General features: G+C 57.4%; 10 protein-coding genes. 5 read left to right on the top strand and 5 right to left on the bottom strand.

The genetic code is table 11. The annotated features are described in order from the left end of the window. The first annotated feature begins 175 nt into the window (after positions 1-175). Entirely contained in the window at positions 176-2,572 is a 2,397-nt protein-coding gene (locus AFK67_RS03825; protein WP_032967456.1) for a glucose/quinate/shikimate family membrane-bound PQQ-dependent dehydrogenase, read from the top strand. Positions 2,573-2,740: 168 nt separating this feature from the next. On the opposite strand, the gene cueO is transcribed toward AFK67_RS03825, so the two are convergent. Further along, positions 2,741-4,303 carry a multicopper oxidase CueO gene (gene cueO / locus AFK67_RS03820; RefSeq protein ID WP_007727218.1) on the bottom strand — a complete coding sequence of 521 codons (1,563 nt, stop codon included), beginning with the start codon at positions 4,301-4,303 and terminating at the stop codon, positions 2,741-2,743. Positions 4,304-4,522: 219 nt separating this feature from the next. Between cueO and AFK67_RS03815 the strand changes: the two genes are divergently transcribed. From AFK67_RS03815 to speD, 3 genes are all read left to right on the top strand, one after another. Further along, a complete protein-coding gene (locus AFK67_RS03815) occupies positions 4,523-4,870 on the top strand; it encodes a YacC family pilotin-like protein (protein ID WP_015386992.1) in 348 nt (115 codons plus the stop codon). A gap of 122 nt (positions 4,871-4,992) precedes the next feature. Beyond that, positions 4,993-5,844, top strand: a complete 852-nt coding sequence (gene speE, locus AFK67_RS03810; RefSeq protein ID WP_007727205.1) for a polyamine aminopropyltransferase — start codon at positions 4,993-4,995, stop codon at positions 5,842-5,844. Between the two features lie 14 nt (positions 5,845-5,858). After that, positions 5,859-6,653, top strand: a complete 795-nt coding sequence (gene speD / locus AFK67_RS03805) for an adenosylmethionine decarboxylase (RefSeq protein WP_007727204.1) — start codon at positions 5,859-5,861, stop codon at positions 6,651-6,653. 27 nt (positions 6,654-6,680) lie between these two features. Here speD and yacL read toward each other — a convergent pair whose 3' ends face one another. Then, positions 6,681-7,046: a protein YacL gene (gene yacL, locus AFK67_RS03800; RefSeq protein ID WP_007727202.1), complete on the bottom strand. Its 366-nt coding sequence runs from the start codon at positions 7,044-7,046 to the stop codon at positions 6,681-6,683. 182 nt (positions 7,047-7,228) lie between these two features. Between yacL and AFK67_RS03795 the strand changes: the two genes are divergently transcribed. Further along, positions 7,229-7,615, top strand: coding sequence for a hypothetical protein (locus AFK67_RS03795; RefSeq protein ID WP_007727192.1), 387 nt, complete (start codon positions 7,229-7,231; stop codon positions 7,613-7,615). Between the two features lie 86 nt (positions 7,616-7,701). Here AFK67_RS03795 and acnB read toward each other — a convergent pair whose 3' ends face one another. The 3 genes from acnB to aceF form a co-directional block, all read right to left on the bottom strand. After that, positions 7,702-10,299, bottom strand: a complete 2,598-nt coding sequence (gene acnB, locus AFK67_RS03790) for a bifunctional aconitate hydratase 2/2-methylisocitrate dehydratase (protein ID WP_085958839.1) — start codon at positions 10,297-10,299, stop codon at positions 7,702-7,704. A 934-nt stretch (positions 10,300-11,233) separates the two neighbouring features. Further along, positions 11,234-12,658 (bottom strand): dihydrolipoyl dehydrogenase, encoded by a 1,425-nt coding sequence (lpdA, locus tag AFK67_RS03785; protein WP_032991556.1) that lies wholly within the window; start codon positions 12,656-12,658, stop codon positions 11,234-11,236. 207 nt (positions 12,659-12,865) lie between these two features. Next, positions 12,866-14,770 carry a pyruvate dehydrogenase complex dihydrolipoyllysine-residue acetyltransferase gene (aceF, locus tag AFK67_RS03780; RefSeq protein WP_007727186.1) on the bottom strand — a complete coding sequence of 635 codons (1,905 nt, stop codon included), beginning with the start codon at positions 14,768-14,770 and terminating at the stop codon, positions 12,866-12,868.

Below are 14,770 nucleotides of genomic sequence, written 5' to 3'. Positions count from 1 at the left end.
TTAAAAATAAATCACCGCTACCCGCCGCGGCTGCCGCCGGTAACGATTGAGAAGCGGGGCAGTATACCAGTAAAACGCCCTGACGGCAGAAAAGTGCGAAAAGCTCTTTTTGTGATTAAGATCACATATGTTAACAACTATAATAACTTGCTACTTAAAAATTAAGAGTGTGGTTATGGCAGAAACAAAAAAGACACAATCACGACTTCTCGTGATTCTCACAGCCCTGTTCGCAGCATTATCAGGGCTGTATTTATTGGTTGGTGGAATATGGCTGGTTTCAATCGGGGGGTCCTGGTACTACCCCATCGCAGGGGTGGGCATGCTGGCGACAGCGTGGTTACTCTGGAAACGTAACGCCGCGGCGCTGTGGCTTTACGCCATTATCCTGCTTGGGACGATGGCATGGGGCATCTGGGAAGTCGGCTTCGACTTCTGGGCGCTGACGCCGCGTTGCGACGTACTGGTGTTCTTCGGCGTCTGGCTTATCCTGCCTTTCGTCTGGCGTCGCCTCAGCACGCCGTCACGCGCAGGCGTACCAGCGCTGCTGGTCTCGTTAATTATCACTGCCGGGCTCCTGTTCTGGGCGGGCTTTAACGATCCGCAGGAAATCAACGGCACGCTCAGCGCGGACAGCACGCCTGCCGCCGTGAACGGCAGCCAGAGCATTCCTGACGGCGACTGGCCGGCTTACGGGCGTAACCAGGAAGGTCAGCGTTACTCTCCGCTTAAGCAGATCAACACCGATAACGTTCATCAGCTGAAAGAAGCCTGGGTGTTCCGCACCGGCGACCTGAAGCTACCGAACGATCCGGGTGAAATCACTAACGAAGTGACGCCGATTAAAGTGGGCGACACCCTTTTCCTTTGCACCGCGCACCAGCGTCTTTTCGCCGTTGATGCCGCGACCGGTAAAGAGAAATGGCACTTCGATCCGCAGCTGAATACGAACCCGACGTTCCAGCACGTCACCTGCCGCGGCGTGTCTTATCACGAAGCGACGGCGGCGAATGCTAACCCGGACGTTGTCGCGGATTGCCCGCGTCGTATTATCCTGCCGGTGAACGACGGTCGTCTGTTTGCGGTGAATGCGGATAACGGCAAGCTGTGTGAAAGCTTCGCTAATAAAGGCATTCTGAACCTGCAAACCAACATGCCGGTCACGACGCCGGGTATGTATGAGCCGACGTCTCCGCCGATCGTCACCGATAAGGTGATTGTTATCGCAGGCGCGGTGACCGATAACTTCTCCACCCGTGAGCCGTCAGGCGTCATCCGTGGTTTTGATATCAACACCGGTAAACTGCTGTGGGCGTTCGATCCGGGTGCGAAAGACCCGAATGCTATCCCGGCCGACGAGCATCACTTCTCGCTGAACTCCCCGAACTCGTGGGCGCCAGCGTCTTATGATGCGAAACTCGACATGGTCTACCTGCCGATGGGCGTGACCACCCCGGATATCTGGGGCGGCAACCGCACGCCGGAGCAGGAGCGCTACGCGAGCTCTATCGTCGCGCTGAACGCCTCGACCGGTAAGCTGGTGTGGTCTTATCAGACCGTTCACCACGACCTGTGGGATATGGACCTGCCTGCGCAGCCGACGCTCGCCGACATTACCGTGAAAGGCGAAACCGTTCCGGTGATTTACGCTCCGGCGAAAACCGGCAACATCTTTGTGCTGGATCGCCGCAACGGCAAGCTGGTTGTCCCGGCACCGGAAAAACCGGTTCCGCAGGGTGCTGCGAAAGGCGACTACGTGACGCCGACGCAGCCGTTCTCCGACCTTTCCTTCCGTCCGAAGAAAGATCTGAGCGGCGCGGATATGTGGGGCGCCACGATGTATGACCAGCTGGTCTGCCGCGTGATGTTCCACAGCCTGCGTTACGAAGGCATCTTTACCCCGCCGTCTGAGCAGGGCACGCTGGTGTTCCCGGGTAACCTGGGGATGTTCGAATGGGGCGGTCTGGCTATCGATCCGCACCGTCAGGTGGCGATTGCCAACCCGATGGCGCTGCCGTTCGTGTCCAAACTCGTTCCGCGTGGTCCGGGCAACCCGATGGAGCAGCCGAAAGACGCGCAGGGCACCGGCAGTGAATCCGGTATCCAGCCGCAGTACGGCGTGCCTTACGGCGTGACCCTGAACCCGTTCCTCTCTCCGTTTGGTCTGCCGTGTAAGCAGCCGGCATGGGGTTATATCTCCGCGCTGGATCTGAAGACCAACGACGTGGTGTGGAAAAAACGTATCGGTACGCCGCGCGACAGCATGCCGTTCCCGATGCCGTTCCCGGTGCCGTTTAACATGGGTATGCCGATGCTTGGTGGTCCTATCACCACCGGCGGCAACGTCCTGTTCATTGGCGCGACGGCGGATAACTACCTGCGCGCGTACAACGTGACCAACGGCGAGAAGCTGTGGGAAGCCCGCCTGCCGGCTGGCGGCCAGGCGACGCCGATGACCTATGAAGTGAACGGCAAGCAGTATGTCGTGATCTCCGCAGGCGGCCACGGCTCGTTCGGCACCAAAATGGGCGATTATATCGTCGCCTATGCGCTGCCGGATGATGCGAAGTAACCGTTGTCAGATAAAACAAAGCCCCTCATCGAGGGGCTTTTTTTATGGGTGGGGTTTGTGGGGCGGGATTATTCGAAAACCGGTGGGTGTGCTTCGCTTACCCACCCTACGCCGCGCTCACCGTCAATGTTGTAGGGCGGGTAAGCGAAGCGCACCCGCCATCACCCATCACGCCACCGTAAAACCTAACATCATCCCGGTGTCTTCGTGCTCTAACAAATGGCAATGCGCCATATAGGCATGCTCCGCCGACGCCGCGTAATCAAAACGCACCAACACTTCGCTGCGCGCGCCTTCCACCCAGACGGTGTCTTTCCACCCGGCGCGATGCGCGGCGGGCGGCTTGCCGTTTTCGGTCAGAATGCGGAACTGCGTGCCGTGGATATGGAACGGATGCAACATCATGTCGCCCTCGCCGGAAACGGTCCAGCGCTCATATTTTCCGAGCGCCGCCGCGAACGCGGGCGCGTTCATATCAAACGCCTTTCCGTTAATCTTATTGGCGTTGTGGAAATCGAACCCGTGCCCGCCGTGGTTCATCGCGCCGTGCGACATCTTGCCGTGGCCCATCTGGTCCATCATCTGCCCGTGCGGGTTGCCTGCCAGCGCCTGTTTGCCGTAGCGTTTCGTCAGCGCCTGCATACCCATCATATCGAGCATCGGATCCATCATTAATTGCAGCCAGCGTTCCTGAAGCCCGTCGAGCGAAGGCAGCGCCGGGACGTCCACCAGCTTATCCGGCAGCGTGCCCGAGGCGGGCACCACGACAGGCTGTATGCGCACCACCGGCTGCGGTTTATCAAACGGCGCGACCGTCATGCCCATCTGCGTCACCGGCAGCGTCACGATATCGAAAGGTTTGCCGTCGCGGGTTTCCACCAGCACCTCGAAACGCTCGCCCATCAGCATCGGCAGTTCGGTCACTTTAACCGGCTCTGCCAGCAGACCGCCATCGCTGGCGATAACGTACAGCGGACGATTATCGCTGGCGGCGATGTTCAGCGTGCGCGCGTTACAGCCGTTCAGCAGACGCAGGCGCAGCCAGCCTTTCGGCGGCGTATGCTGCGGATACACTGCGCCGTTACACAGCAGCGTATCGCCAAACCAGCCCACGGCGGCGGTCATCACATCCAGCTGATAATCGACCTCGCCGTCCGCGGTAAATTTTTTATCCTGAATAATCAGCGGCACGTCGTCGACGCCCCACAGCTTCGGCAGCATCAGTTGCAGACTTTCGGTATCTTCAATCAGCACCAGGCCCGCCAGCCCCATCGCGACCTGATGCCCGGTTTTGCCGTGCTGATGCGGATGGAACCAGCACGTCGCGGCGCGCTGCTCCGGCGTAAAGCTCACGCTGCGGGTCTGCCCCGGCGCGATGACGCCCTGCGGGCCGCCGTCCACCGCGCCCGGCACTTCCAGCCCGTGCCAGTGCACCGTCGTCTCTTCGGCGAGCGTATTGCGGATCTCAACATTCACCGGCTTGCCCTGACGCAGCTTAATCGCCGGGCCAAGTAACGAGCCGTTATAGCCCCAGGTGGTGACATTTTTCCCGGCGAACGCGGTTTTGCCCGCCTGCACCGTGAGCTGAATGCGACTGCTGGCGTCAGGCGTCAGCAGCGCGGGAATGGGCAGCGCCGGTTGCTCTGCGGCAAACGCGGCCCGGCTCCATGTCGGCAGCGCGCTTAACGCGCCCAGCGCGGCGGTGTACTTAATAAAATCTCGGCGTTGCATCTTCCAGTCCTTATCGTCAACGTGCACCCGTTGAGCTTAAACCCTCCCCTTGCAGGAAGGTCAAGTCTGGCGCGTCATAAGTGCAATCCGCATAGCGGCAGGGCGAATAAAAATGCACGTAAAAAGGCGCTGTGACCGCGGTTTGCCTGCATAAATATCCTCGTCGCGCCTGAACGAAATGTGCTATCGTTGGGTATCGGTTGGCGAGTGGTAGACGTGATGAGAAAAGTAGTCAGGCTAATGTTTCTGGGCTGTCTGTTGGCCTTTTCCACCAACAGTTTTGCGCTGAGTGAATCAGAAGCGGAAGACATGGCCGACCTGACGGCTGTTTTTGTATTTCTGAAAAACGATTGCGGCTACCAGAACCTGCCGAACGGACAGATCCGCCGCGCGCTGGTGTTTTTCGCCCAGCAAAACCAGTGGGATTTAAGCAACTACGACAGCTTCAATATGAAGGCGCTCGGCGAGGACAGCTATCGCGATCTGAGCGGCATCGCTATTCCTACCGCGAAAAAGTGCAAAGCGCTGGCGCGCGACTCGCTCAGCCTGCTTGCCTACGTGAAGTAATCCCCTCCCCTGCTCCTCTGGTGAAATCGTGACCGTGCATCCACGGTCATAGTTAGCTATGATGTTGCGCCCGTTTTTAAGGGTTGTTAACGAAGGAGGTTCAGCCAGTGACCGAGAATCCTATGTGGCACGAAACGCTGCACGATCAGTTTGGTCAATACTTTGCCGTCGACAAAGTGCTCTATCGCGAAAAGACCGATCATCAGGATCTGATTATTTTCGAGAACGCCGCCTTTGGCCGGGTGATGGCACTTGATGGCGTGGTGCAAACCACCGAACGCGACGAGTTTATCTACCACGAGATGATGACGCACGTCCCACTGCTGGCCCACGGCCACGCGAAGCGCGTGTTGATTATCGGCGGCGGCGACGGCGCGATGCTGCGCGAAGTGACCCGTCATAAGGGCGTGGAATCCATCACGATGGTGGAGATCGACGCGGGCGTGGTGGCGTTTTGCCGCGAGCATCTTCCCAACCACAACGCTGGCAGCTACGACGATCCGCGCTTTACGCTGGTGATTGACGACGGCGTGAATTTCGTCAACCAGACCACCCAGAAATTCGACGTGATTATCTCCGACTGCACCGATCCTATCGGTCCGGGCGAGAGCCTGTTTACGTCCGCGTTTTACGAAGGGTGCAAGCGCTGCCTCAATCCAGGCGGGATTTTTGTCGCGCAGAACGGCGTCTGCTTCCTGCAGCAGGAGGAAGCCATCGGCAGCCATAAAAAGCTCAGCCACTATTTTGGCGACGTCAGCTTCTATCAGGCGGCCATCCCCACCTACTACGGCGGCATCATGACCTTCGCCTGGGCGACCGATAACGAGGCCCTGCGCAAACTGCCGACCGAAACCTTACAGGCGCGCTTTCACGCCGCCGGGCTGAAGTGCCGTTATTACAATCCGGCCATTCATACGGCAGCCTTCGCTCTGCCGCAATATTTGCAAGATGCCCTGGCGTCTCAGGCATCCTAAGGAGGTGATAAAAATTGAAAAAGCTGAAACTGCATGGCTTTAACAACCTGACCAAAAGCCTGAGTTTTTGTATTTACGATATTTGCTACGCCAAAACGGCGGAAGAGCGCGATGGCTATATCGCGTATATCGATGAACTCTATAATGCTAACCGTCTGACAGAAATCCTGACGGAAACCTGCTCGATTATCGGTGCCAATATCCTGAATATCGCGCGCCAGGATTATGAGCCCCAGGGCGCCAGCGTCACGATTCTGGTAAGCGAAGAGCCGGTCGACCCGCAGCTTATCGACAAAACCGAGCACCCCGGCCCGCTGCCGGAGACCGTGGTCGCACATCTCGACAAGAGCCATATTTGCGTCCACACCTACCCGGAAAGCCACCCTGAAGGCGGCCTGTGCACCTTCCGCGCCGATATCGAAGTCTCGACCTGCGGCGTAATTTCGCCTCTTAAGGCGCTGAATTATTTAATCCACCAGCTTGAGTCCGATATTGTGACCATCGACTATCGCGTGCGCGGCTTCACCCGCGACGTGAACGGCATGAAACACTTTATCGATCACGAAATTAACTCGATTCAGAACTTTTTGTCCGACGACATGAAAGCGCTGTATGACATGGTGGACGTGAACGTTTATCAGGAAAACATCTTCCATACCAAGATGTTGCTTAAGGAGTTCGACCTTAAGCACTATATGTTCCACACCCGACCGGAAGAGTTAACCGAAGAAGAGCGCAAGGTCATTACCGACCTGCTCTGGAAAGAGATGCGCGAAATCTATTACGGACGCAATATTCCGTCCGTATAACCCCGCGCGGCGCACGGACGCGCCGCGTTATCCGTACTGCGCCAGAAAGTCGCGATACGCTTTCACCACCTGAAGGAAATCCTCGACGCCGCACAGCGACAGGCTCTCTTCATCGTAGTAACTCATGCCTTCTTCCATTTCATCGCCGGAAAATTCCAGCTGATTGGCGCGCACCATGACTTCTTCGCCATCGAGCCACAGGGTGTATTCATGGCCGGTCTTCTGCCACTGCCGCTCGCTGCCCTTTACCTCGCGCGTCGCCGCTTCCACTTCATCCAGCAGCGCCAGATTGCCTTTTACTTCTTCGTTGAACCAGTGCCCGAGCGCTTCGTGGCCCATTGAAAGGCGGACTTTCACCCCACCGGTGATGTCGCGTAAAAATTCATAATCCATGGTGTTTTCCTCTGGCCCGGCGGTGCCTGACCGCGGCATTGTTTATCTGTTGTTATTATCGCAGCATGAAACGCAAAGGAAAGCGCTGCCACCGACGAAACTGAAAACACCGCCGTAGACAAGCGGTTGCATTTGCTGTGGTACTCTTGGTTTATCTTAAGTACCGATGAATAGGGTTGCCTGTGAATCTTTCTCTCCTGCGCCGCGCGCTGCTGCTCACCACCGTCGCGCTGCCGCTCTCCGCCGCCTATGCCGGCGAGGCCGTGCGCCTCGAATGCGTCAACCGCGGCAACGTGCTGGTCTCGTTCTTCAAATACCACCTCTCGACGATGAAATGGAAAAATCATTTCCAGATAGCGTCCGGCATTGAGAAGAGCAAAACCGACAACGGCACGCCTTATGAGACGATTTCGTTTCGTAACGGCGACGATCTGATCTACTTCCCGGAAAATGAGCGCTATGTGCTGTTCGACGCCGGCAAGCAAAAACCGGAACGCTGCCAGGTGGAAGGCGAGTTCACTTATCCTGTCGTGAGCCTGCCGCGCTACGACGGCAAAGCCGAGTCGTGAGCCGTTAACCGCAATAAAAAAGGGAAGCCGCTGGCTTCCCTTTTTACTGGCTTGCCCGCCGCGAATGACGCCGGGCAAAGCGTGCGTTATACCGCGGTCTGGAAAATCACGCCGTCCGCTTTCTCAGTGTACTGATTCAGCTGGTCGAAGTTCAGATAACGGTAGGTGTCCACGGCGGTTTTATCCACCTGAGACATGAACTGCTGATACTCATCCGGCGTCGGCAGACGACCGATCAGCGCCGCGACGGCAGCGAGTTCGGCAGACGCCAGATAGACGTTCGCGCCGGTACCGAGACGGTTCGGGAAGTTACGGGTGGAGGTGGATACCACCGTCGCACCGTCCGCCACGCGCGCCTGGTTCCCCATGCACAGCGAGCAGCCCGGGATCTCGATACGCGCGCCGCTCTTACCAAAGACGCTGTAGTAGCCTTCTTCGGTGAGCTGTGCGGCGTCCATACGGGTCGGCGGCGCAACCCACAGACGGGTCGGCAGCTGGCCTTTATGGGTATCCAGCAGCTTACCGGCAGCGCGGAAGTGACCGATGTTGGTCATGCACGAGCCGATAAACACTTCGTCAATCTTATCGCCGGTGACGTCAGAGAGCAGACGCGCATCGTCCGGATCGTTCGGCGCGCACAGGATAGGCTCTTTGATTTCATTGAGATCGATGTCGATCACCGCCGCGTATTCCGCGTCAGCATCCGCTTCCAGCAGTTGAGGATCGGCAAGCCACTTCTCCATCCCCTGAATACGACGCTCCAGCGTACGGCGATCGCCGTAGCCTTCGGCAATCATCCACTTCAGCAGCACGATGTTGGAGTTGAGGTACTCAATAATCGGCTCTTTGTTGAGCTTGATGGTGCAGCCCGCCGCAGAGCGCTCGGCAGAGGCGTCGGTCAGCTCAAACGCCTGCTCGACTTTCAGATCCGGCAAGCCTTCGATTTCCAGGATGCGACCAGAGAAGATGTTTTTCTTGCCCTTCTTCTCAACGGTCAGCAGGCCCTGCTGGATAGCGTAGTAAGGGATGGCGTGAACCAGGTCACGAAGCGTAATCCCCGGCTGCATCTGGCCCTTAAAGCGCACCAGCACCGATTCCGGCATATCGAGCGGCATCACGCCGGTCGCGGCCGCGAACGCCACAAGGCCAGAGCCCGCCGGGAACGAAATACCGATCGGGAAACGGGTGTGGGAGTCGCCGCCGGTGCCGACGGTATCCGGCAGCAGCATGCGGTTCAGCCAGGAGTGGATAACGCCGTCGCCCGGACGCAGCGACACGCCGCCGCGATTCATGATGAAGTCCGGCAACGTGTGGTGCGTGGTCACGTCGACCGGCTTCGGATACGCCGCCGTGTGGCAGAAGGACTGCATCACCAGATCGGCGGAGAAGCCGAGGCACGCCAGGTCTTTCAGCTCATCGCGGGTCATCGGGCCGGTGGTGTCCTGAGAGCCCACGGAGGTCATTTTCGGCTCGCAGTACGCGCCCGGACGAACGCCGGCGACGCCGCACGCGCGGCCGACCATCTTCTGCGCCAGGGAGTAGCCGCGGTTGCTTTCCGCTACGTCTTTGGCGTGACGGAACACGTCGCTGTGCGGCAGCCCCAGCGCTTCACGCGCTTTGGTCGTCAGGCCGCGACCGATGATCAGCGGAATACGACCGCCCGCGCGCACTTCGTCAATCAGCACGTCGGTTTTCAGTTCGAAATTCGCCAGCAGCTCGCCGGTTTCGTGGTTACGCACTTCGCCTTTGAACGGGTAGATGTCAATCACATCGCCCATGTTCAGGTTAGATACGTCCACTTCGACCGGCAGCGCGCCCGCATCTTCCATCGTGTTGAAGAAGATAGGCGCGATTTTGCCGCCGAGCACCACGCCGCCGCCGCGTTTGTTCGGCACGAACGGGATGTCGTCGCCCATAAACCACAGCACGGAGTTGGTGGCGGATTTACGGGAAGAGCCGGTGCCGACCACATCGCCGACGTAGGCCAGCGGGAAGCCTTTCTGCTGCAGGGCCTCAATTTGTTTAACAGGGCCGACGGCGCCGGGTTGATCCGGCTCGATGCCTTCACGGGCGTTTTTCAGCATCGCCAGCGCGTGCAGCGGGATATCCGGGCGCGACCAGGCGTCCGGCGCCGGGGAGAGATCGTCGGTGTTGGTTTCGCCGGTCACTTTGAATACGGTGACGGTGATTTTCTCAGGCAGCGACGGGCGCGACAGGAACCATTCGGCATCGGCCCAGGATTGCATGATCTGCTTCGCGTACACGTTGCCCGCTTTCGCTTTCTCTTCCACGTCGTAGAAGTTGTCGAACATCAGCAGCGTGTGGGACAGCGCTTTCGCGGCAATCGGCGCCAGCTTTTCGTTATCCAGCGCTTCAATCAGCGGATGAATGTTATAGCCGCCCTGCATGGTGCCCAACAGTTCAATAGCTTTTTCAGGGGTTACCAGCGGGCAGGATGCATCACCTTTGGCGACAGCGGCAAGGAAACCTGCTTTTACATAGGCGGCTTCGTCAACGCCCGGGGGGACACGGTTGGTCAGCAGGTCTAACAGAAACTCTTCTTCACCCGCGGGCGGGTTCTTCAGCAGCTCGACGAGTGCGGCCATTTGGGTTGCATCTAAGGGTTTGGCTACAATCCCCTCGGCGGCACGCTCAGCTACGTGCTTACGGTATTCTTCTAGCACGACGGTTCTCCTCGCTCTCATTGTCATAGTCGGAGCCAGGCTTCTCTCTTCACGCTCCTGTGAGACAGCAGTTTGTAGGGTAAATGCCCGGTTCCGCGACGGGCAGAATAGCAGGAATCTGGTGAAGTGTTAATCTGTTTACAAAAAAGCAACATTAAATCTTTGCTGAATCGTTAAGGTCCGCAGAACGCGTTTGCGAAGTGCGATTTCAGGCACAAAAAAACCGCCGGGTGGCGGTTTCCTTGTTGTGCGCGGGTGGTAGCAGACACCGTTGCACCGTTTATGTGGCAAGCATGACACAGGGAGAATGATGGCATCAGACTGCTCTGCTCGCAAGCTCAGTTGTACGTTTTGCGTACCGCTTTCAGAATTTACATGTAACTTGCTGCAAGCGCTGAAATCCCCTTCCGCCCTTCTCTTCGACCCGCTAAATTAGCGCCTGGCCTGCTTCGCTGGTGTAGCAGCCAGTCACCGGGCCTGGAAGCAGTTCCATTAACCTACGTGGCAAGCATGACATACTTGCCTGGTTCTGCCTTTCCCGGTGAAGAGAGGATCAACGTAGCGCCTTCGGGACTACTCGCAATGGAGATGCGTTGGCTTATTGCGCTCATCGTTGCGCTGGGTTCACTGCTGGCGGCGTCGCACGGTGGCTGGAATATTTCCGACATCACGGTGCTGCTGGTGTTGAATCTGGGCAATTAAGCTGCTGACCGCCCGCAAGGGCGGTCTTCTTAGTCGCCCGTCCTGCGCTTTGTTATCGGTTATCATTGAGCAATAAATACTCATCCTCTTATTCCGGACTACACGGTCCCTTTCCCCTTTAACGTTAAAAAAGGAAAACACGTTTAGCCCTGATAAAACCTGGCAGCCTGTGGCCCCTGAACGCCGTCCATAAAAAAAGCGGCCACAGGCCGCTTTTTTCATCTGAAGAAACTTATTTCTTCTTCGCTTTCGGGTTCGGCAGGTCGGTGATGCTACCTTCGAACACTTCCGCCGCCAGGCCCACAGACTCGTGCAGCGTCGGGTGCGCGTGGATGGTGAGCGCGATGTCTTCCGCGTCACAGCCCATTTCGATAGCCAGACCGATTTCACCCAGCAGCTCGCCGCCGTTGGTGCCGACAATCGCGCCGCCGATAACACGGTGGGTTTCTTTGTCGAAAATCAGTTTGGTCATACCGTCTGCGCAATCGGAAGCGATAGCACGGCCAGAAGCCGCCCACGGGAAGGTGGCGGTTTCATAGCTGATGCCTTTCTCTTTCGCTTCTTTCTCGGTCAGACCCACCCATGCCACTTCTGGCTCGGTGTAAGCGATGGACGGGATCACTTTCGGGTCGAAGTAGTGTTTCATGCCCGCGATAACTTCAGCGGCCACGTGACCTTCGTGAACCCCTTTGTGCGCCAGCATCGGCTGACCGACGATGTCGCCGATAGCGTAGATGTGCGGCACGTTGGTGCGCAGCTGTTTGTCAACGCGGATGAAGCCACGGTCGTCCACTTCCACGCCCGCTTTGCCCGCATCCAGGTTTTTGCCATTCGGCACACGGCCGATAGCCACCAGCACGGCATCGTAACGCTGCGCTTCGGCAGGCGCTTTTTTACCTTCCATGGAAACGTAAATACCGTCTTCTTTCGCTTCAACGGCAGTTACTTTGGTTTCCAGCATCAGGTTGAATTTCTTGCTGATACGCTTGGTGAAGACTTTAACGATGTCTTTGTCGGCAGCCGGGATCACCTGGTCGAACATTTCAACCACGTCAATCTCTGAACCCAGCGCATGGTAAACGGTACCCATCTCCAGACCGATGATACCGCCGCCCATGACCAGCATACGTTTCGGTACTTCTTTCAGTTCCAGGGCGTCGGTGGAATCCCATACGCGCGGATCTTCATGCGGAATAAACGGCAGCTGAATCGGACGAGAGCCCGCCGCGATAATCGCGTTGTCGAAGTTGATCACGGTTTTGCCGTTCTCGCCTTCCACTTCCAGGGTGTTCGCGCCGGTGAATTTACCGAGGCCGTTCACCACTTTGACTTTACGGCCTTTGGCCATACCCGCCAGACCACCGGTCAGCTGAGTGATGACTTTTTCTTTCCAGGTGCGGATTTTATCGATGTCGGTTTTCGGCTCGCCAAAAACGATACCGTGCTCGGCCAGCGCTTTCGCTTCTTCGATGACTTTCGCAACGTGCAGCAGAGCTTTAGAAGGGATACAGCCTACGTTCAGGCAAACACCGCCCAGGGTGTTGTAACGCTCGACAATGACGGTTTCCAGACCTAAGTCAGCGCAACGGAAGGCCGCAGAGTAGCCTGCCGGGCCTGCCCCAAGTACCACGACCTGAGTTTTGATTTCAGTACTCATCATGACCTCTTTGTAATTTTCCGGCGGGTCTGACGCTTATATTTTAACGCCCATCATCCACCGGGACGTTCTATCCGCCTGCATTTTACAAAACTGTTAACAATTTTGAAACAACAAACGGCAAACGAATCCTTTTGGCATCGGATAATTTCGCACAGTCTGGCGGAATTACCAGAAAAAAGCCGGCCGTCAGGCCGGCTTTTTCGCTTACATCACCAGGCGGCGAATGTCAGACAGCATATTGTTGATGATGGTGATGAAACGCGCACCATCAGCACCGTCGATCACGCGGTGGTCGAAGGAAAGAGAGATTGGCATCATCAGACGCGGCACAAACTCTTTACCATTCCACACCGGCTCCATCGCAGACTTGGAGACACCGAGGATAGCCACTTCCGGCGCGTTCACGATCGGCGCGAAGTGGGTGGTGCCCAGGCCGCCGATGCTGGAGATGGTGAAGCAACCGCCCTGCATTTCGCCAGCAGTCAGCTTACCGTCACGCGCTTTTTTGGAGATAGTGGTCAGCTCGCGAGACAGCTCGGTAATGCTCTTCTTGTTCACGTCTTTGAAGACCGGAACTACCAGACCATTCGGGGTGTCAACCGCAACACCGATGTTGATGTATTTCTTCAGCGTCAGGCGCTGGCCATCTTCAGACAGTGAGCTGTTGAAGCGAGGCATCTGCTCAAGGGCCGCCGCAACGGCTTTCATGATGAAGACCACTGGGGTGAATTTCACGTCCAGTTTACGCTTCTCAGCTTCGGCGTTCTGCTGTTTGCGGAACGCTTCCAGATCGGTGATGTCAGTTTTGTCGAAGTGCGTAACGTGCGGGATCATGACCCAGTTACGGCTCAGGTTCGCGCCAGAGATTTTCTGGATGCGGCCCAGTTCCACTTCTTCCACTTCACCAAACTTGCTGAAGTCTACTTTCGGCCACGGCAGCATGCCCGGGATACCGCCGCCAGCGGCAGCAGCCGGCGCCGCTTCAGCGCGTTTCACCGCGTCTTTCACGTAAGCCTGAACGTCTTCGCGCAGGATGCGGCCTTTACGACCGGTGCCTTTCACTTTCGCCAGGTTAACGCCGAACTCACGCGCCAGACGACGGATCAGCGGGGTCGCGTGAACGTAAGCGTCGTTCTCAGCGAACTCAGATTTGCCTTCGGCTTTCGCAGCAGGCGCCGCAGCCGGTTTGTCAGCTTTCGCCGCCGGAGCCGGTGCCGCCGCTTCCTGTTTCGCCGCCGGAGCCGCAGCAGGTGCCGCGCCTTCTACTTCGAAGACCATAATCAGGGAGCCGGTGGAGACTTTATCGCCCACGTTCACTTTCAGCTCTTTCACGGTGCCCGCGAACGGCGCCGGAACTTCCATAGAGGCTTTGTCGCCTTCTACGGTGATGAGAGACTGTTCAGCGGTGACTTTGTCGCCCACTTTCACCAGCACTTCGGTCACTTCGACTTCATCGCCACCGATATCCGGTACGTTGACGTCTTTCGCGCCCGCAGCAGCAGCCGGTGCAGATGCGGCCTGCTCGGTCACCTGCGGTTTCGCTTCCGCAGCCGGTGCCGCGCCTTCCACTTCGAAGACCATGATCAGGGAACCGGTGGAGACTTTGTCGCCGGTGTTGATTTTGATCTCTTTCACCTTGCCCGCGAACGGTGCCGGGACTTCCATAGAGGCTTTGTCGCCTTCTACGGTGATAAGAGACTGCTCAGCGGTCACGCTGTCGCCAACTTTCACCAGGATTTCAGTGACTTCAACTTCATCGCCGCCGATATCCGGTACGTTAACGTCTTTTGCCGCCGCAGCCGCCGGTGCAGCAGACTGCGCCGGTGCCGCTTCTTTCTTCTCTTCTGCCTTAGCAGGTGCAGCAGCGGCTGCACCGTCGGCGGAATCGAAAATCATGATCAGTTTGCCGGTTTCGACTTTGTCACCCACGGACACTTTGATCTCTTTGACCACACCCGCCTGCGGAGACGGGACTTCCATAGAGGCTTTGTCGCCTTCTACGGTGATCAGCGACTGTTCAGCTTCAACCTTGTCGCCCACTTTGACCAGGATCTCGGTGACTTCAACTTCGTCCGCCCCGATGTCCGGTACATTGATTTCGATAGCCAT

The organism is Cronobacter dublinensis subsp. dublinensis LMG 23823 (assembly GCF_001277235.1).
Classification (GTDB): Bacteria; Pseudomonadota; Gammaproteobacteria; order Enterobacterales; family Enterobacteriaceae; genus Cronobacter; species Cronobacter dublinensis.
Note: the sequence above shows the minus strand (reverse complement) of the source record. Positions and strands in the feature narration are given on the sequence as shown.

Bases quoted from the DNA above. Each gene is read 5' to 3' on its own strand.
- AFK67_RS03815 (WP_015386992.1), top strand. From the start codon at position 4,523: ATGAGAAAAGTAGTCAGGCTAATGTTTCTGGGCTGTCTGTTGGCCTTT.
- cueO (WP_007727218.1), bottom strand. From the start codon at position 4,303: ATGCAACGCCGAGATTTTATTAAGTACACCGCCGCGCTGGGCGCGTTA.
- lpdA (WP_032991556.1), bottom strand. From the start codon at position 12,658: ATGAGTACTGAAATCAAAACTCAGGTCGTGGTACTTGGGGCAGGCCCG.
- aceF (WP_007727186.1), bottom strand. From the start codon at position 14,770: ATGGCTATCGAAATCAATGTACCGGACATCGGGGCGGACGAAGTTGAA.
- AFK67_RS03825 (WP_032967456.1), top strand. From the start codon at position 176: ATGGCAGAAACAAAAAAGACACAATCACGACTTCTCGTGATTCTCACA.
- speE (WP_007727205.1), top strand. From the start codon at position 4,993: ATGTGGCACGAAACGCTGCACGATCAGTTTGGTCAATACTTTGCCGTC.
- yacL (WP_007727202.1), bottom strand. From the start codon at position 7,046: ATGGATTATGAATTTTTACGCGACATCACCGGTGGGGTGAAAGTCCGC.